Raw genomic sequence first — 17,132 nt, 5'->3', positions numbered from 1 at the left:
GGTACTTGGTGCGCGCACGGCATTTTTAGTGGGTATTGCCATTCCCGGTTCATTCTTAACAGGGATTTTAGTGATCTCTGTGTTTGGTTTAACGGTGAATATCGTGGTGCTCTTTGCGCTCATCATGGCTGTCGGTATGCTGGTGGATGGCGCAATTGTTGTTAGTGAGTTTGCAGACAGAGCAATGAGTGAAGGCAAACCGCGCAAGGTTGCATATAAACTGGCTGCAGAACGAATGGCATGGCCAATTATCGCCTCTACGGCAACAACATTAGCGGCCTTTGCCCCGCTGATATTTTGGCCGGGAATGATGGGCGAGTTTATGAAATACTTGCCGATTACACTTATTGCTACCTTGTCTGCATCATTACTTATGGCACTGGTGTTTGTACCAACTATTGGTGGACTAATAGGTAAATCAAGGCCGCTTTCTGAGCAGCAAAAACATGATTTAGAGTTAGCAGAATCTGGCGATTTAACGCAAATTAAAGGGATGCTAGGGCGTTATATTCGAGTGCTTGATTATGCAACAGAGCGTCCTTGGTGGAGCCTTGCTGCTGCAATTGTGTTTTCTATTATGGTGTTTTTTGCCTTTGCTATTTCTAAGCTTGGCGTTGAGTTCTTTCCTGATGTTGAGCCAAATGGCGTCAATATCAAAGTACGTTCTTACAGTGACTTATCCATCTTTGAAAAAGACGTGATCATGAAAGATATTGAGTCGCGCATCCTAAAAGTGGAAGGTATAAAAACTCTGTACGCACGTACTGGTGGTAAAGATCAAGTAGGCACGTTTAGAATGAATCTAAAAGATTGGGATGAGCGTCCGCCCGCAGAAGATATTATCAGCCAAGTTAACGAAATCACGGCAAGTTATGCCGGTGTAGAAATTGAACTTCGTAAAGATGAAAACGGCCCAGGTGGTGGTAAAGCGCTAAGCATTGAGCTGAGCTCTCGGTTTGATGATGTGCTTAACAGTGAAGCTAAACGAGTAAGGCAAGCTATCGAGAATGATGGCGCGTTTCGAAATGTTGATGACAGTGCTTCAAAACCAGGTATTGAATGGCAACTTAAATTGAACCGTTCGGATGCGGCTCGTTTTGGTGCTGATGCCAGTATGTTAGGGGCAAATGTTCAGCTTATTACCAATGGCTTGAAATTAGGGGAATACCGTCCAGATGATGTGGATGACGAGATTGATATTCGCGTACGCTTTCCTCATGATAAACGTGATTTAGGACGTCTTGAAACGTTACGTGTAAAAACCATGCACGGGCAAGTGCCAATTAGTCACTTTGTTGAGCGTCAAGCAGCGCCTAAAGTCGATACTATCCGCCGTGTTGATTCTCAGCGCGTTGTTACCGTTAATGCAGACATGAAGCCGGGTGAACAACTTGCCAAGGCATTGCCGCGCTTACAAGCGCAATTAGAAGAGCAAGGATTAGACCCTCGCGTGAAAATTAAAGTGCGTGGTGAAACTGAAGATCAAGATGAATCAGAAGCCTTTCTTGAGCAGGCTTTTGTGGTTGCTCTATTTGTGATGGGTATCATTTTGGTGACGCAATTTAATAGCTTTTATCAAGCATTTTTGATTTTAAGTGCTGTGCTATTTTCAACTGTGGGTGTGTTCTTAGGTTTAATCGTATTACAGCAACCGTTTGGTATTGTGATGTCAGGTATTGGGGTTATTTCGCTTGCAGGTATTGTGGTTAATAACAATATAGTATTGATTGATACCTATAATGTTTTACGAAGCCAAGGTCTGGCTGCCAAAGATGCGATTTTGCGAACCGGTGCACAGCGTTTGCGTCCGGTATTGCTAACGACTGTTACCACCATTTTGGGATTGATGCCAATGGTACTCCAAGTGAATATTGATTTATTTAACCGTCACATTGATTTTGGTGCGCCATCTACTCAGTGGTGGGTGCAATTGGCAACAGCCGTTGCGGGTGGTTTAACATTTGCCACGGTGTTGACACTTGTGCTTACACCGTGTTTGTTAATGCTGCGAGATCGTCGTAGATAGTAATAGGTAAATTCGTTACCGATTAATTAAAAATGAGTGACCCTAGTGTTGGGTCACTTTAATCATCAGTAAAAAGAAGCCTAAAACTAACGCTGATGCGACCAAAATGTATACAAAGCCATTTTTACCTTGCTTAATTGGTACTCGATTGTGTTTTAAAAATAGGTACCATGCTACACACAGTACAATTGGCAACAAAAATAATATACGAAACATTTCTTAGCCTTTTTCAGTATTTACGTACACTTTAAGCATAAATATGCAGAATTTAAAGCGATACTTTCATCTTGTTTGACTTCCAATTGATCAATTTTTTGGTACAGTTAACCAGTTAACTATAGAGCACATGCTTTAATTTTAGCTACACTAAGACATGTATACTAATAAGGTCCATACCTAAAAGGTGGACATTTGTATAATTAATAATTCAAAGTGAAAATTATTAGTATATAATGTATCCAAGAGTGAGACGGGCAAATTTCACTCTTAAGTTTATTAATTTAAATCATCTAGTAGGAGATGTATTTTATGATGGGTAAAACAGTTTCTTCTGAAGAAAACTCGAGATTAACGAAATGGCTTAAAACTAAACGCCACGAGAAAGGTCACACAATGCGTAGCCTTGCGCAGGTTTTAGGTACGCCGCATTCTTTTATCGGTAAAATTGAAAACCAAGAACGTCGACTAGATGTTATTGAATTCATACGTTATTGTGATGCTTTAGAAGTTGACCCGTACGAAGGTCTTAATTTGCTAAAAGACGCATAATTTTTTAGTGCTTTGTGGTGAAATAACACTACTAAAGTAATACAAATAGTGCAGGGAGGCGCTATTAAAATTTCACCATTTATCTCTCCTCTAAAATTACTTTCGTATCTAACTTGTTAAATCCCTTTGATGATAGTTGTTTTCTAGTGCATAAAGCTTATGCCTAATTAAATATAAGAAAATTAATGAAGGTAAAACCATAAGTGCTGTCACTACAAAGAACATCGCCCAATTTCCTCCTAACCAGTCATCAATGAGCACGCCGCTATAACTTGAAAGTAAAGTTCTACCTAAATTACCTAATGATGCAAGTAGCGCATAGTGAGTGGCACTAAATGCTCGGTCGCAAAGCATAGATATAAACGCCACCATGGCAACGAGAGACCAAGCCTGTGTAAAACCATCAATAATGATTGCAAACGCGTAAAGGCTCAATTTAGGGCCTGCTATAGCAATCCAAGCGAAGGCGAGATTTGAGGCTGCCATCGCAATACCACTAATAAATAAGCCTTTAACAATGCCATATCGTTGGTTAAACAAACTACCTAGAAAGGTGAAAGCGATAGTAAGTACTGCCGTACCTACTTTTGAGAAGGTAGCAATATCGCTATTCGAGAAGCCCACTTCTTTATAAAACACGATAGACATTCGCCCTAAGAAGGCCTCGCCGATTTTAAATAAGAAAATAAAAGCTAATAAAGCCAATGCTGTTTTTACCCCGTTACGGGCGAAGAAGGTTCTAAAAGGATCAAAAACGGTTACAGCAAGCCATGCAATAACTTTAGCAAAGCGAGTTTGCGTACTACCAGCCAGCTTTTGTTGATAGGTTTGCTCAAGCTCTGCTTGAACTGCATCGCGATTTGATTCTGGTTCTTTCGCCCAAAATACGCTGCTCATTAATAGCAGCATCACGACAGATAGGAAAAAGTAAACTTGTGGCCAATCAATTGAAGGAATGTCGGCCATATAAAACGGTAGGGCGCCTAATAGAGCATAGCCGCTCCACCAACCTGAGGTTGCCATTGCTGCCGCTGCGGTGGCTTTATGGCTCTCATTTTCTGCCAAAGTGTCGATACGAAATGCATCAATAGCAATGTCTTGAGTTGCAGATGCTATTGCAATTACTAAACACAGAGCGGCAGCAAACCAAAGGTTGGCTTTGATATCGAGCCCTGCAAGCGAAAAGGTACCAATAAAAATGACTGACTGACAGAGTAAAATCCAGCTACGGCGCTGGCCTAGCCAGTTAAATAAAAAAGGTAACTTTACACGGTCAACGAGCGGTGACCATAAAAAGTTAATGCTATATGCACCAAACACGATGCCAAACAACCCAATCATGCTGCGGCTTAGGCCTTCATCTTTTAGCCAGGCCGACATGACAGAGCCAATCAATACCCACGGAAAGCCGCTGCTAATACCAAAAATAAAAATATTAATTAAACGTTTATCTTTGAAGTATGAGAAATACTCTGAAAAAGAAAGGGTTTTTGTCATAGTGTTGCCAGTTTAAGGGGCGTGCGCCCCTATTTATTATTGATTAGCGTCAAGCACTTTTACGTTTAAGATAACTACAGGATCTTTGGGTACAAAGCTGTAACCAATTTTTTCATTGAAAGCAGTTTCGACACGCATGATTTTGTCTAGAGTTTCGTAGCCATCCATGACCATACCAAATACAGCAAAGCCCCAATCACGACCTGGATTAAGATGGTCGTTGTCGTCCATATTAAAGAAGAATTGACGCGTACCTGAGTGTGGTTTTCGGTCTTGATATGCCATTGCGATACTATACATATCGTTTTTTAACCCGTTGCCACTTTCATTGAAAATAGGGTCACCTTCGTACAGACCATCGTAGTCTTTATCGTAACCACCGCCTTGAATTACAAAATCACGTTCGTTGTCTTCATCACGTTCAACACGGTGAAATACACTACCTTGATAGCTACCACCGGCAACGTAAGTTAGAAAGTTATTTACTGTAATTGGTGCCCGTGAACGATCCATTTCGACCACAATACTGCCAAGCGTAGTAACAATTTCTACGCGCGGAAACATATTGTCTTTTTGAATAAACTTACCTTCAGTCGCTGCGAATGAACTGTGAGCAAAAAACAATAAAAAACTAAGTAATAAAATGCGTTTCATGGTTAACCTTCTAAATAGGCGATTAATTCTGGGTCAGATACAATGCGTGTTATAACCTGTTCAGTCAACTTATTAAGTTGACCTTCTATTTTTGCACGGTCATGACTGAGTGGTCCTTCAAGGCTTGCGTTACCTTGGTAGACTTTATTAAACGCGCTGGTATTTTTTATCACTCTTACGCCAAATTCAATTGTTGCATGACTGCTATGGGTGATTATTTTTTCTGTGACAGTTGCTTGCAGTTGATGAATATCTAATTCAAAGCGAATAGTTGCAAGGTTTGAAATGTTTGCACCATTTCGGCTCAGAGCACTGTCTAAGGCACTTTTCACAGAATCAGCTATTCCAGGGCTTGCAAGCGTTTTAACTTTGTCTGAACCAATGATTTTAAGAGTCACATTGTCACCACGTAAGTCAATTACGCTGGTGCTAACATTACTGTTAATAGTTGAAATTTTCCCGCCTTGATAAACGGGGTTCAAAATTAACTGATTTGGCTGATTGCTACACGCAGATAGGGCGGCTAGCAAGCATAAAGGAAGTATTTTTTTCATTTAGTTAGCTCCATTAATTATTCTTTGTAGCACTTAGTACGACAAACTTTTTATTAGATCCTAATAGCTTACAATTGCCGAACATGCGTTTTAACTTTTCATGATAGTCTAGATGACGATTACCAATAATTCTTAATTCACCACCGTGCTTTAAAGTTTGTTTTGCCTGTTTGAACATTTGCCAAGCGATATGATCGGTGACCGCTTGCGCTTGGTGGAATGGTGGGTTACATAAAACAAGGTCAACACTGTTAGGTTGAAAATCGGTTAAACAGTCGTTTTGAACAAACTCACACTGGTCTAATTGCTCAGGTAAATTGTGAGTTATGTTCAATTTGGCTGATTCAACGGCCATATAGGACTCATCAACGAAGGTTACATGGGCTTTAGGGCAACGTTTGAGAGTCATCAACCCAACAACGCCATTACCACAGCCTAAATCAATGATGCTGCGGGCTTTACTTGTTTGTGGCAAATAGTTAAAGAAAAAGCGCGCGCCGATATCTAATGAGTCCCGAGAAAATACATTGGCATGATTTTGAATTTCAAATTCACTGCCTTCAAGTGGCCAGTTAACAGGAAAGGGGGCTACTTTATTAAGACCACTGGTTTTACTGATAATTAAGCGGGACTTTTTAACCGCTAAGCTGGTTGATGTTTCACCGATATACTGACTAAAAGCCTTTATAGTTGAGTTATGAATGTCTTTCGTTTTTCCAGCTGCAATAACATCAATGTCAGCAGGTAAAGCTGCACTGATTGCGGCAAGTTGATGCTGAAGATAGCCTAAATTGCGTGGCACTTTTAATATCACTAAATCAACCTGATTAGGTAATGCTGCTAATGAGTCCAGTTGCGTTAAAGAATCTGTTGATAACTCATTGGTTTGTAAATTATAGCGGGTAGCTTGATGACCAATATACGAGTCGTTAACTGAATAAACTGTTAACGTATTAAAGGCACAGGATAAGGCGCCAAAACTGTCATTGAGTATCAGGATTGAATTTGCATCTGGGTAGTGCTCTTGTACATAATTGACAAGGTACTCATCGCCTGAGTCCCACGCTTGAAGACTGCGATTTTTTTGATCTAACGGAAAGCGTTCTAGGGTATAGGTGTTATCACCGAGCTGTGCTTGGGTGGTCATCATGATTTTACGAAAGTATTAATGTATAGGTAAATTCTAACATGCAACAGCCAAACGCCAACCCTAATCATCTACCTGATGGGTTTTCTTACCAAGCCAATACATTGAGTGCGCAAAAAAGCCTCGAATTATTTTACTTTCTTCAGCAGCAGCTCAACTGGCAGCAACCGGCTATAAAAGTGTACGGAAAAAGCCATGTGATCCCGCGTTTGCAATGCTTTATTGCTGATCAGAACGTAAATTATGGTTACTCGGGTTCAAAATTAATCGTTGAGCCTTGGCCAGAGGTACTTGATGCTATGCGTGTACGCTTATCAAGAACTTTGCAGATACCATTTAATGCGCTTTTAGTTAATTTGTATCGAGATGGTCATGATTGTATGGGCTGGCATAGTGACGATGAGAAAGAACTTGGTGAGCAACCAACAATCGCGTCTGTATCACTAGGGGCCGAACGTGTATTTAAAATAAAGCACAAATATAAAAATGAACAATATAGCACTGTGCTGCAAAGTGGTAGCTGTTTAATCATGAATGGTTTTAGCCAGCGCGATTACCAGCATAGTTTGCCGAAGCAGCAAAGACTCAAACACCCTCGAATTAATCTTACCTTTCGTTCAATTATATAAAATCATTGGTAAATTGAGCCATGCCCTTGATATAGTAGCTGGCAATTATTTTCTTATGAAAGGTCTATGACACATGTCAATGCAACAACAAATTGAGCAAAAGCTTGCAGCGGGTATCGAATGTAAACACCTGAATGTTGTCAATGAAAGCCATATGCATAGTCGTGGAACTGAGTCGCATTTTAAAGTGGTGGTTGTGAGTGAAGAATTTGCAGGTAAACGTTTACTTGCCCGTCACCGTCAAATTAATGAGCTATTAAAAGATGAATTAGCAAATCACATTCATGCATTAGCGATTCACACATTTACTCCCGAAGAGTTCAGTGAACAACATGGACAGGCACCTGAATCACCAAAGTGCTTAGGCGGCTCAAAGTTCGACTAAATTAGAAGGACATTCACTCAAAGTTAGAAGGACAGTCACTCTAGACTGCTTGTCACTTGGGGTTTTAAGCTCGAAAAATTTACGTGGGTCTGAAAAGTTTTACTGATCAGACCTGTATTTTAACTATTAGCCTTTAAACTAGCGCTAATTTTTATTGTGATAGATATAGGATGATCAATGGTCATTAAGCCGAAAATTCGTGGATTTATCTGCACTAACGCGCATCCAGTAGGGTGTGCTGAGCACGTACAAGAACAAATTAATTATGTGAAAGCGCAAGGACCACTGAGCAATGCACCTAAGAATGTATTAGTGATAGGTGCGTCTACAGGTTACGGCCTAGCATCACGTATCACGGCTGCATTTGGTGGCGGTGCTAAAACGTTAGGTATTTTCTTTGAAAAAGAAGGTAGCGAACGCAAAACGGGTTCTGCAGGTTGGTACAACACAGCAGCATTCCAAGCAGCCGCTGAAGAAGCTGGTTTATGGTCTAAAAATATCAATGGCGACGCGTTTTCTAACGAAATTAAGCAAAAAGCAATTGATACTATCAAAGCTGATCTAGGTAAAATTGATTTAGTTATTTACAGCCTTGCGTCACCTCGCCGTACTGATCCAAATACAGGCGAAACTTACTCATCTACGCTTAAGCCAATTGGCTCTGATATCACCACGAAGAACTTAAATACTTCAAAGCGTGTGATTGATGAAGTAACGGTTGAAGCAGCAAACCAAGAAGACATCGACAATACAATTAAAGTAATGGGCGGTGAAGATTGGGAAATGTGGATTGACGCATTAAAAGAAGCAGATGTACTTGCTGATAACTTCAAAACAACGGCTTACACTTATATCGGTAAAGAATTAACATGGCCAATTTACGGTCATGCGACAATTGGTAAAGCGAAAGAAGATCTTGACCGTGCAACGCAAGCAATCAAAGAGTCAACAAAAGGCTTAAATGGTGAAGCGTATGTTTCTTCGTTAAATGCGGTTGTGACACAAGCAAGCTCGGCAATTCCAATTATGCCTTTATATATCTCTGCTTTATTCAAAGTAATGAAAGCAGACGGTACTTACGAAGGTACCATTGAGCAAATTCACTCACTATTTACTGAAAACCTTTACGGTGAAACACCACGTTTTGACGAAGGTGGTCATTTATTCCAAAACTACAAAGAGTTAGAAGATGATGTTCAAGCTCGTGTACAACATGTTTGGGATACAGTAGATACAAATACAATTGACGAATTAACGGATTACGTGGGTTACCATAATGAGTTTTTACGTTTATTCGGTTTTGGTATCGACAGTGTAGATTACGAGCAAGATGTGAATCCTGATGTTGCGATTTCACAGCTGATCGATTAATCGCTGAACAAACTTGATTTTGTAAAGTCGCTTTTTTAAGCGACTTTTTTGTTTCTTGATGAAAATAAAACATCATCAATAGCACTTTGGTCTATATTGAATTTTATTCAAAAGGTTTTTGTAGTCTAAATAACCGTATCTGTCGTATAAATTTCATATTTGCTCTCGCATAGTCACCCTGATTGATGTTAAAATTCGGGCAATATATGTGAGGAGTTTACTGCGTTGCTTGTTTGGGGTGTTAAACAGGCTATTCTTTGATACTTAGAGTTTAACTTGAGCATATCAAATGGCGACGTGGTTGGTACGATTTTTCAGTTTCTTTCCGTTAATGTAATGCAAGTGCGTATGATCAACATAAAAAAAGGTCTGGATTTACCGATAGAGGGCGCACCTCAGCAAGTTATTCACGACGGTTCTGCCGTCAAACGTGTAGCTGTGCTAGGTGAAGAATATATTGGTATGCGTCCAACCATGCATGTTCGCGTGGATGACCAAGTCAAAAAAGGCCAGGTACTTTTTGAAGACAAAAAGAACCCAGGCGTCTTATTTACTGCACCAGCTTCTGGGGTAGTTAAAGAAATCAATCGTGGTGCTAAACGTGTGCTGCAATCTGTTGTTATTGAAGTTAATGGCAGTGAGCAAATCACCTTTGACTCTTTTAAGGCCGACGAGCTTTCGGGCTTAGACCGTGAAAAAGTTAAAGAAGTACTAGTTCAGTCAGGTCAATGGACAGCACTACGTGCTCGCCCATTCAGCAGAGTAGCTGCTTTGGATGCAAATCCTAGCTCTATCTTTGTAACGGCTATCGACACTAACCCGCTAGCTGCAGATCCTGCAGTAATCATTGCTGAGAACACTCAAGCATTTGAAGCAGGTTTAGCTGTGGTATCTCGTTTAACTGACGGCAAAGTATTTGTTTGTAAACAAGCTGGTAGCCAAGTGCCTAGTTCATCAATCCCTCAAGTAGAAGTACATGAGTTTGGTGGCAAGCATCCGGCAGGTCTTGTTGGTACACACATTCATAACTTAGACCCAGTTTCTGCAAGCAAGCAGGTTTGGCACTTAGGTTACCAAGACGTAATCGCGTTTGGTAATTTATTCCTAACAGGTGAAATCTTCACAGACCGTGTTGTTTCGCTTGCTGGTCCTCGTGTTAAAAACCCACGCTTAGTAAAAACTCAGCTAGGTGCATCTTTAGATGATTTAGTTGCTGGTGAATTAGAAGACGGTGATAACCGTGTAATTTCTGGTTCTGTATTATCAGGCGCTATCTCTCAAGGTCCACACGCGTTCTTAGGTCGTTACCATGTTCAAGTATCTGTATTACTTGAAGGTCGCGAAAAAGAGCTATTCGGTTGGATCGCACCAGGTGCTAACAAGTTCTCAGTAACACGTACCTTCTTATCTCACCTTGCTCCTAGCCGTCTATTTAACATGACGACTTCAACAGGTGGTTCGAAGCGTGCCATGGTTCCAATTGGTAGCTATGAGCGTGTTATGCCTTTAGACATCCTACCTACACTATTATTACGTGATTTAATCGCACGTGATCTTGATGGTGCTATTTCGTTAGGTGCGCTAGAGCTTGATGAAGAAGATTTAGCATTATGTACCTTCGTTTGTCCGGGTAAATACGAGTACGGTTCAATCCTACGCGATTGCTTGACTACGATCGAGAAGGAAGGCTAGAGAGATGGGTTTAAAGAAATTTCTAGAAGATATTGAGCCGCATTTTGAACCGGGTGGTAAACACGAAAAATGGTATGCGCTTTACGAAGCTGCAGCGACTATTTTCTACACGCCTGGTTATGTAAATAAAGGCAAAACACACGTTCGCGATAACATCGACCTAAAACGTATGATGATTTTAGTGTGGATGGCGACGTTCCCTGCAATGTTCTTTGGTATGTTCAACATCGGTCATCAGGCCGCAGGTGCCTTAGCACAAGGTTTTGAACTAGCAAACACATGGCAAGTTGGTCTGTTCCAATTATTCGGTGGTGAATTAACTGCTGACTCTGGTTGGGGCGCGAAAATGTTTTACGGTGCCTGCTTCTTCCTACCAATATACGCAGTAACATTTGCTGTGGGTGGTTTCTGGGAAGTACTATTTGCTTCAGTGCGTAAGCATGAAGTAAATGAAGGTTTCTTCGTAACATCTGTATTATTCGCACTAATCCTGCCTGCAACGATTCCTTTATGGCAAGTTGCACTAGGTATTACGTTTGGTGTTGTAATCGCTAAAGAAATCTTTGGTGGTACAGGTCGTAACTTCCTTAACCCTGCTCTTGCCGGTCGTGCATTCTTATTTTTCGCATACCCAGCACAAATTTCAGGTGACACAGTATGGACTGCAGTAGATTCATTCTCTGGTGCGACTATGCTTGGCCAAGCTGTTGTTGGTTCACTTGATTACAGCAATATGGAGCTATGGTGGAATGCGTTCTACGGTTTCATTCAAGGTTCTGTAGGTGAAACGTCAACACTAGCACTATTAATCGGTGGTTTATTCCTAATTTATGTGCGTATCGCTTCTTGGCGTATCGTACTAGGTGTATTCCTAGGTATGGTTGCAACGGCATTCTTACTAAATACAATTGGTTCAGAAACCAATGCAGTATTTGCTATGCCTTGGCACTGGCACTTAGTGCTTGGTGGTTTTGCATTTGGTATGTTCTTCATGGCAACAGACCCAGTATCTGCATCATTCACAGACAAAGGTAAGTTCGCTTACGGTGCGTTAATCGGCTTTATGGTTGTAATGATCCGTGTTGTTAACCCGGCATTCCCAGAAGGTATGATGCTAGCAATCTTATTTGCTAACTTATTTGCACCATTATTCGATCACTTTGTAGTGCAAGCTAATATCAAGCGGAGGTTGGCACGTAATGTCTAGTAATAACGAATCAATCGGCAAAACGCTAACCGTTGTTGTTGCACTATGTTTAGTGTGTGCAATCATCGTATCGTTTGCTTCAGTTCAGCTTCGTCCTTTACAGCAAGCTAACAAAACACAAGATATTCAACGCAATATCTTAGCGGCTGCAGGCATTGAAGTATCAGGTACTGTGTCAGATACCTTTAACTCAAAAATTGAAGCACGTGTTGTAGACATGAACACAGGTGAGTTTGTTGAAGGTGCTGATCCTAACTCATTTGACTTCGAGAAAACAAAATTCGACCAAGCTCGTAGCTTTGCGTTGAAAGCAGAAGGAATTAAAGACATCGCTGGTATTCAGCGTATGACAAAAAATTCACCTGTATATATTTCGAAGAAATCTGATGGTTCTACAGACGCAATCATTCTACCAATCCAAGGTTATGGCCTTTGGGGTGTAATGTACGGCTTCTTAGCGCTTGAAAGCGATGGTGAAACAGTTAAAAACATCAACTTCTTCAAGCACAACGAAACGCCAGGTCTAGGTGGTGAAATCCAAAATCCACAATGGACTGCTAAATGGCAAGGTAAAGAGTTACCAATCAATATCATGAAGAGCGGTGCGAAGAACGAACATCAAATCGATGGTCTTTCTGGTGCAACATTAACTTCAAACGGTGTTGATCACACAGTTGACTTCTGGACTGGCGAGCATGGCTTTGGTCCATTCCTTGCGAAAGTACGTGAAGGAGCGTTGAAATAATGGCTGATACTAAAGAAATGAAGTCGGTCCTATTTGGCCCGGTATTCGCAAATAACCCGATCGCATTACAAGTACTAGGTATTTGTTCTGCGCTAGCGGTAACATCAAGCTTAAAAAATGCACTAATCATGTCAATCGCATTGACACTAGTAACTGCGTTTTCTAGCTTGTTTATTTCGTCAATTCGTAACCACATCCCATCATCTGTACGTATCATCGTGCAAATGACGATCATCGCATCACTTGTAATCGTTGTTGACCAAGTACTGCAAGCATTCTCTTATGCAACTGCTAAAGAGCTTTCAGTATTCGTTGGTCTAATCATTACAAACTGTATCGTAATGGGTCGTGCTGAAGCATACGCAATGAAGTCACCACCGTTAATGTCTTTCTTAGATGGTATCGGTAACGGTTTAGGCTACTCTGTAGTACTACTAACTGTTGGTTTCATCCGTGAGTTATTCGGTAAAGGTTCACTATTCGGTGTTGATATTATCCCATTAGTACAAAATGGTGGCTGGTATCAACCAATGGGTCTATTGATTTTACCACCGAGTGCATTCTTCATTATTGGTTTATTCATCTGGGTACTTCGTACCTTCAAGAAAGACCAAGTAGAAGCAAAAGCGTAAGGGGCGAGCAGTGGAACATTATATTAGTTTATTTGTAAAAGCGGTTTTCATTGAAAACTTAGCTTTAGCCTTCTTCCTAGGTATGTGTACTTTCCTTGCTGTATCAAAGAAAGTAACAACGTCAATCGGCCTAGGTGTGGCAGTTATCGTGGTACTAGGTATCTCAGTACCTGTAAATAACTTGGTTTATCACGCTGTTCTTGCACCAGGTGCATTAGAGTGGCTTGGCTACCCAGAAGCAGACCTTAGCTTCTTACGTTTCTTGACTTTCATCGGTGTTATTGCAGCACTTGTACAAATTCTTGAAATGGCATTAGATAAGTTCTTCCCTGCACTTTACAACGCGTTAGGTATCTTCTTACCACTGATCACAGTTAACTGTGCGATCTTCGGTGCGGTATCTTTCATGGTTGAGCGTAACTATAACTTCGGCGAGTCTGTTGTTTATGGTATCGGTTCAGGTGTGGGCTGGGCACTAGCAATTACTTTACTTGCTGGTATCCGTGAAAAAATGAAGTACTCAGACGTTCCTGATGGCTTACGTGGTTTAGGTATTACTTTCATCACTGTTGGTCTTATGGGTCTTGGCTTTATGTCATTCTCTGGTATTTCACTTTAATAGGTAGCGAGGATAAATCATGAATGAGATTTTCTTAGGCGTTGGTGTTTTCATCGCTATCGTTGTTATTTTAGTTTTAGTTATCATTGGTGCTAAATCTAAATTAGTAGCAAGCGGCGATATCATCATCGGAATTAATGGCGACCCAGAAAAAGCTATTAAAACATCTGCAGGTAGCAAGCTATTAGGCGCGCTAGCTGATTCAGGTATCTTCGTTTCATCTGCATGTGGTGGCGGTGGCTCTTGTGGTCAGTGTCGTGTACACATCAAAGAAGGTGGCGGCGATATCTTACCAACAGAACTTGATCACATCTCTAAAGGTGAAGCTCGTGAAGGCTGCCGTTTAGCGTGTCAGGTAAATGTTAAGAACGACATGGAAATTGAACTTGAAGAGTCAATTTTCGGTGTTAAGAAGTGGGAATGTACTGTTATCTCTAACGATAACAAGGCAACGTTCATCAAGGAACTTAAGTTACAAATTCCTGATGGCGAGTCAGTACCTTTCCGTGCCGGTGGTTATATTCAAATTGAAGCACCAGCTCACCACGTTAAATACGCTGATTTCGATATTCCAGAAGAGTATCGTGGCGACTGGAACCACTTCGGTTTCTTCGATCTGGAGTCTAAAGTAGACGACGAAACAATTCGTGCATACTCAATGGCTAACTACCCAGAAGAAGAAGGCATTATCATGCTTAACGTGCGTATCGCTACGCCGCCGCCAAGAGACCTAAGCCTTCCATGTGGTAAAATGTCTTCGTACATTTGGTCATTAAAAGAAGGTGATAAAGTGACTATCTCTGGTCCATTCGGTGAGTTCTTCGCGAAAGACACTGATGCAGAAATGGTATTCGTTGGTGGTGGTGCAGGTATGGCACCAATGCGTTCACATATCTTTGACCAACTTAAGCGTTTACAATCTAAGCGTAAGATGAGCTTCTGGTATGGTGCGCGTTCTAAGCGTGAAATGTTCTACGTAGAAGATTTCGACGGCTTAGCAGCAGAAAACGATAACTTCGTATGGCACACAGCACTGTCTGATCCACAACCAGAAGATAACTGGGAAGGTTACACAGGCTTCATCCATAATGTACTTTATGAAAACTACTTGAAAGATCATGAAGCGCCTGAAGATTGTGAGTTCTACATGTGTGGTCCTCCAATGATGAACGCGGCTGTTATCAACATGCTTAAAGATCTTGGTGTAGAAGACGAAAACATCTTATTAGATGACTTCGGTGGCTAACACCATACACAAAACAATTAGTTTTGGTTAGAATACAGGCCTCGTAGCACTTAGTGTTACGAGGCTTTTTTATTTCTATACCGAACTCCGTGGTATCTACAAGGTGAATGCTATGAATAGAGTGTTTTATCGCCAAGGCTTGATGGCCTTTTTCCTATTAACTATGACTTTACTCATGGCTGGCTGCGGTCAATCAGATAAGGCTGAAGAGCTTTATTTTGAAGGTAAGACAATGGGCACCACTTATCACATTAAGGTGTTTGCAGAGTCTTCAAAGGTTGCAGGTGTTGATTTACACCCGGAAATTAAGCAAGTGCTTAAAGATGTAAATCAATCTATGTCGACTTACATTCCTGATTCAGAAATTAACCAGTTCAACCAGTTACCAGCAGGGCAGGTAATGCCAATAAGCGCTGATTTTAGAAACGTGGTAGCTGAATCAATTCGCCTTGGCGAATCAACAAAAACGTTAGATGTGACCATGGGGCCACTTATTGACTTGTGGGGCTTTGGTCCAGATAAAAAGCCGACTAAACGCCCAAGCGATGAAGCCTTGGCCGCAATGGTTGCCAAAATTGGTGTTGATAAGCTTGAACTTACAGATGCTGGTCTTATGAAGACGATTGATGGTTTAGAGCTGTCGTTTTCTGCTACAGCAAAAGGCTATGGTATTGATAAAGTAGCACAAGTGATTGAAAGCCATGGTTTCATTAATTATATGGTTGAGATTGGTGGTGAGCTTCGTGTGTCGGGTATTAAGCCAAACAACATCACTTGGAAAATAGCTATTGAGCAGCCTGATGCTGAGCCTGGCGTGCGTAAAGTACATAAAGTAATTGAGCCGGGTACTAATGGTATTGCGACATCCGGTGATTACCGAATTTTTTACGAAATGGATGGTGTTACCTATAGCCACTTAATTGACCCTGTAACAGGTATGCCGAGCCGTCATGATTTGGTATCAGTTACTGTTTTACACCCATCAGCGATGACTGCAGATGGCTTAGCGACGGCAATTACAGTAATGGGCATGGAAAAGGCGCAGAAATACGCCGAAGAGCACGATTTGCCGGTGTACTTAATTGGTAAGTCAGACAATGGCTTAGTGACATATTCTAGCCCCGCTTTTAAACCTTATTTGTAGCAGGGCAAGAAGCCGTGTATACCCAAGCAGCCTCAAGATGTAGAACTCAGCGTTCCACAGGAGCTTAATATCAAGGCGTTATTTTGCAACAATGGCAGTCCCAGAACTAACAACGATGAGAGTAAGCGCCTGTGAAGCGACCAAAGGATTGGTTTAAAAGCGATTTATACCGCGTTATTGATTTTAACAATAGAACCACTATTGCTTGTAATCAATGCCTTGCCTAAATCGCTTTTAATTCTAACTGAAACTCGCACCTTGAGGTCGTTTAGGTATATAATACATGCAGCCTAATTAGTTGGGCTCGATTTAATTGCTGACGATAGGGGCAAAGCAATGTCACTTTTTCTTCTTACATTTGGTCTACTTATTTTAATTGTGGCGGCGATGGCTGTCGGCATGATTGTGCAAAAGAAATCTATGGCCAGTAGTTGTGGTGGCCTAGGCGCTGTTGGTATCGACAAAGCCTGCGACTGCGACGACCCATGTGACAAGCGTAAAAAGCGCATGGCAAAAGAACAAGTCTGGAAAGAGAATCAAATTCTTTAACCACAAAAAAAGCGCCCAAAGGCGCTTTTTTAATACCTAAATTTTACATGGACAGTCACTTTAAAACTATTTTGAATATTTACAAAGACAGTCACTTTTATCCATGAACTCATTCTTGCAGTAAAAAAGATTTTGTCTACACTTTAGTTACAGCTAATGCATTTCAATTTATCAGTTCAAGGAGTGGACGATGGCTTTAGCAAGGAAGCGGCAAATCTGTTTGTCGAACACCAAATATTATCACTGTGTATCTCGCTGTGTTAGACG

At 41.1% G+C, this 17,132-nt stretch carries 18 protein-coding genes; 13 read left to right on the top strand and 5 right to left on the bottom strand.

Annotated elements, in window-relative coordinates:
- The coding region (locus BIZ38_RS20940; protein ID WP_187491206.1) for an efflux RND transporter permease subunit at nucleotides 1–2,026 on the top strand (2,026 nt) is incomplete at its 5' end.
- 42 nt (nucleotides 2,027–2,068) lie between these two features.
- Here BIZ38_RS20940 and BIZ38_RS20935 read toward each other — a convergent pair.
- Entirely contained in the window at nucleotides 2,069–2,242 is a 174-nt protein-coding gene (locus BIZ38_RS20935) for a hypothetical protein (RefSeq protein WP_171043836.1), read from the bottom strand.
- 312 nt (nucleotides 2,243–2,554) lie between these two features.
- Here BIZ38_RS20935 and BIZ38_RS20930 point away from each other — a divergent pair, with 312 nt between their 5' ends.
- Nucleotides 2,555–2,794: a helix-turn-helix domain-containing protein gene (locus tag BIZ38_RS20930; protein WP_187491205.1), complete on the top strand. Its 240-nt coding sequence runs from the start codon at nucleotides 2,555–2,557 to the stop codon at nucleotides 2,792–2,794.
- 108 nt (nucleotides 2,795–2,902) lie between these two features.
- Here BIZ38_RS20930 and BIZ38_RS20925 read toward each other — a convergent pair whose 3' ends face one another.
- The 4 genes from BIZ38_RS20925 to BIZ38_RS20910 are packed head-to-tail and all read right to left on the bottom strand — an operon-like array spanning nucleotide 2,903 to nucleotide 6,646.
- Complete coding sequence (locus tag BIZ38_RS20925; RefSeq protein WP_187491204.1) at nucleotides 2,903–4,291, bottom strand: AmpG family muropeptide MFS transporter; 1,389 nt, start codon at nucleotides 4,289–4,291, stop codon at nucleotides 2,903–2,905.
- 36 nt (nucleotides 4,292–4,327) lie between these two features.
- Complete coding sequence (locus BIZ38_RS20920) at nucleotides 4,328–4,945, bottom strand: peptidylprolyl isomerase (protein ID WP_187491203.1); 618 nt, start codon at nucleotides 4,943–4,945, stop codon at nucleotides 4,328–4,330.
- A 2-nt stretch (nucleotides 4,946–4,947) separates the two neighbouring features.
- The gene (locus tag BIZ38_RS20915) at nucleotides 4,948–5,499 is read right to left on the bottom strand and encodes a YajG family lipoprotein (RefSeq protein ID WP_187491202.1); all 552 of its coding nucleotides are present in this window, start codon (nucleotides 5,497–5,499) and stop codon (nucleotides 4,948–4,950) included.
- Nucleotides 5,500–5,512: 13 nt separating this feature from the next.
- A complete protein-coding gene (locus BIZ38_RS20910) occupies nucleotides 5,513–6,646 on the bottom strand; it encodes a methyltransferase (protein WP_187491207.1) in 1,134 nt (377 codons plus the stop codon).
- A gap of 41 nt (nucleotides 6,647–6,687) precedes the next feature.
- Here BIZ38_RS20910 and BIZ38_RS20905 point away from each other — a divergent pair, with 41 nt between their 5' ends.
- The 11 genes from BIZ38_RS20905 to nqrM all read left to right on the top strand — a co-directional run bounded on the left by BIZ38_RS20905 (nucleotide 6,688) and on the right by nqrM (nucleotide 16,865).
- Nucleotides 6,688–7,275 carry an alpha-ketoglutarate-dependent dioxygenase AlkB family protein gene (locus tag BIZ38_RS20905; RefSeq protein ID WP_187491201.1) on the top strand — a complete coding sequence of 196 codons (588 nt, stop codon included), beginning with the start codon at nucleotides 6,688–6,690 and terminating at the stop codon, nucleotides 7,273–7,275.
- Nucleotides 7,276–7,348: 73 nt separating this feature from the next.
- On the top strand, nucleotides 7,349–7,660 hold the full coding sequence (locus BIZ38_RS20900; RefSeq protein WP_054554277.1) for a BolA family protein: 312 nt from the start codon (nucleotides 7,349–7,351) through the stop codon (nucleotides 7,658–7,660).
- Nucleotides 7,661–7,837: 177 nt separating this feature from the next.
- Entirely contained in the window at nucleotides 7,838–9,031 is a 1,194-nt protein-coding gene (gene fabV / locus BIZ38_RS20895; protein WP_187491200.1) for an enoyl-ACP reductase FabV, read from the top strand.
- 348 nt (nucleotides 9,032–9,379) lie between these two features.
- Nucleotides 9,380–10,723: a Na(+)-translocating NADH-quinone reductase subunit A gene (locus BIZ38_RS20890; protein ID WP_054562348.1), complete on the top strand. Its 1,344-nt coding sequence runs from the start codon at nucleotides 9,380–9,382 to the stop codon at nucleotides 10,721–10,723.
- Nucleotides 10,724–10,727: 4 nt separating this feature from the next.
- A complete protein-coding gene (locus BIZ38_RS20885) occupies nucleotides 10,728–11,930 on the top strand; it encodes an NADH:ubiquinone reductase (Na(+)-transporting) subunit B (protein ID WP_062566711.1) in 1,203 nt (400 codons plus the stop codon).
- On the top strand, nucleotides 11,923–12,675 hold the full coding sequence (locus BIZ38_RS20880) for a Na(+)-translocating NADH-quinone reductase subunit C (RefSeq protein WP_054554280.1): 753 nt from the start codon (nucleotides 11,923–11,925) through the stop codon (nucleotides 12,673–12,675). Before BIZ38_RS20885 ends, BIZ38_RS20880 begins: the two co-directional genes overlap by 8 nt.
- A complete protein-coding gene (locus BIZ38_RS20875) occupies nucleotides 12,675–13,307 on the top strand; it encodes an NADH:ubiquinone reductase (Na(+)-transporting) subunit D (RefSeq protein ID WP_054554281.1) in 633 nt (210 codons plus the stop codon). The genes BIZ38_RS20880 and BIZ38_RS20875 overlap by 1 nt, the downstream gene beginning before the upstream one ends.
- 10 nt (nucleotides 13,308–13,317) lie before the next feature.
- Entirely contained in the window at nucleotides 13,318–13,926 is a 609-nt protein-coding gene (gene nqrE, locus BIZ38_RS20870; RefSeq protein ID WP_016708692.1) for an NADH:ubiquinone reductase (Na(+)-transporting) subunit E, read from the top strand.
- Between the two features lie 19 nt (nucleotides 13,927–13,945).
- Nucleotides 13,946–15,172, top strand: coding sequence for an NADH:ubiquinone reductase (Na(+)-transporting) subunit F (gene nqrF, locus BIZ38_RS20865; RefSeq protein ID WP_054554282.1), 1,227 nt, complete (start codon nucleotides 13,946–13,948; stop codon nucleotides 15,170–15,172).
- Between the two features lie 112 nt (nucleotides 15,173–15,284).
- The gene (locus tag BIZ38_RS20860) at nucleotides 15,285–16,316 is read left to right on the top strand and encodes an FAD:protein FMN transferase (protein ID WP_187491199.1); all 1,032 of its coding nucleotides are present in this window, start codon (nucleotides 15,285–15,287) and stop codon (nucleotides 16,314–16,316) included.
- 336 nt (nucleotides 16,317–16,652) lie between these two features.
- The gene (gene nqrM / locus BIZ38_RS20855; protein ID WP_055020649.1) at nucleotides 16,653–16,865 is read left to right on the top strand and encodes a (Na+)-NQR maturation NqrM; all 213 of its coding nucleotides are present in this window, start codon (nucleotides 16,653–16,655) and stop codon (nucleotides 16,863–16,865) included.
- Nucleotides 16,866–17,132: the final 267 nt, after the last annotated feature.

It is taken from the genome of Pseudoalteromonas sp. BZK2 (genome assembly GCF_014349195.1).
In the GTDB taxonomy this organism is placed as follows: Bacteria; Pseudomonadota; Gammaproteobacteria; order Enterobacterales; family Alteromonadaceae; genus Pseudoalteromonas; species Pseudoalteromonas simplex.
The sequence above is the reverse complement of the archived record's forward strand: the minus strand, read 5'-3'. Positions and strand labels throughout refer to the sequence as shown.

Bases quoted from the DNA above. Each gene is read 5' to 3' on its own strand.
- BIZ38_RS20875 (WP_054554281.1), top strand. From the start codon at position 12,675: ATGGCTGATACTAAAGAAATGAAGTCGGTCCTATTTGGCCCGGTATTC.
- BIZ38_RS20915 (WP_187491202.1), bottom strand. From the start codon at position 5,499: ATGAAAAAAATACTTCCTTTATGCTTGCTAGCCGCCCTATCTGCGTGT.
- nqrF (WP_054554282.1), top strand. From the start codon at position 13,946: ATGAATGAGATTTTCTTAGGCGTTGGTGTTTTCATCGCTATCGTTGTT.
- BIZ38_RS20905 (WP_187491201.1), top strand. From the start codon at position 6,688: ATGCAACAGCCAAACGCCAACCCTAATCATCTACCTGATGGGTTTTCT.
- BIZ38_RS20930 (WP_187491205.1), top strand. From the start codon at position 2,555: ATGATGGGTAAAACAGTTTCTTCTGAAGAAAACTCGAGATTAACGAAA.
- BIZ38_RS20890 (WP_054562348.1), top strand. From the start codon at position 9,380: ATGATCAACATAAAAAAAGGTCTGGATTTACCGATAGAGGGCGCACCT.
- fabV (WP_187491200.1), top strand. From the start codon at position 7,838: ATGGTCATTAAGCCGAAAATTCGTGGATTTATCTGCACTAACGCGCAT.
- BIZ38_RS20885 (WP_062566711.1), top strand. From the start codon at position 10,728: ATGGGTTTAAAGAAATTTCTAGAAGATATTGAGCCGCATTTTGAACCG.
- BIZ38_RS20925 (WP_187491204.1), bottom strand. From the start codon at position 4,291: ATGACAAAAACCCTTTCTTTTTCAGAGTATTTCTCATACTTCAAAGAT.
- BIZ38_RS20880 (WP_054554280.1), top strand. From the start codon at position 11,923: ATGTCTAGTAATAACGAATCAATCGGCAAAACGCTAACCGTTGTTGTT.
- BIZ38_RS20900 (WP_054554277.1), top strand. From the start codon at position 7,349: ATGTCAATGCAACAACAAATTGAGCAAAAGCTTGCAGCGGGTATCGAA.
- BIZ38_RS20935 (WP_171043836.1), bottom strand. From the start codon at position 2,242: ATGTTTCGTATATTATTTTTGTTGCCAATTGTACTGTGTGTAGCATGG.
- BIZ38_RS20920 (WP_187491203.1), bottom strand. From the start codon at position 4,945: ATGAAACGCATTTTATTACTTAGTTTTTTATTGTTTTTTGCTCACAGT.
- BIZ38_RS20910 (WP_187491207.1), bottom strand. From the start codon at position 6,646: ATGACCACCCAAGCACAGCTCGGTGATAACACCTATACCCTAGAACGC.
- BIZ38_RS20860 (WP_187491199.1), top strand. From the start codon at position 15,285: ATGAATAGAGTGTTTTATCGCCAAGGCTTGATGGCCTTTTTCCTATTA.
- nqrM (WP_055020649.1), top strand. From the start codon at position 16,653: ATGTCACTTTTTCTTCTTACATTTGGTCTACTTATTTTAATTGTGGCG.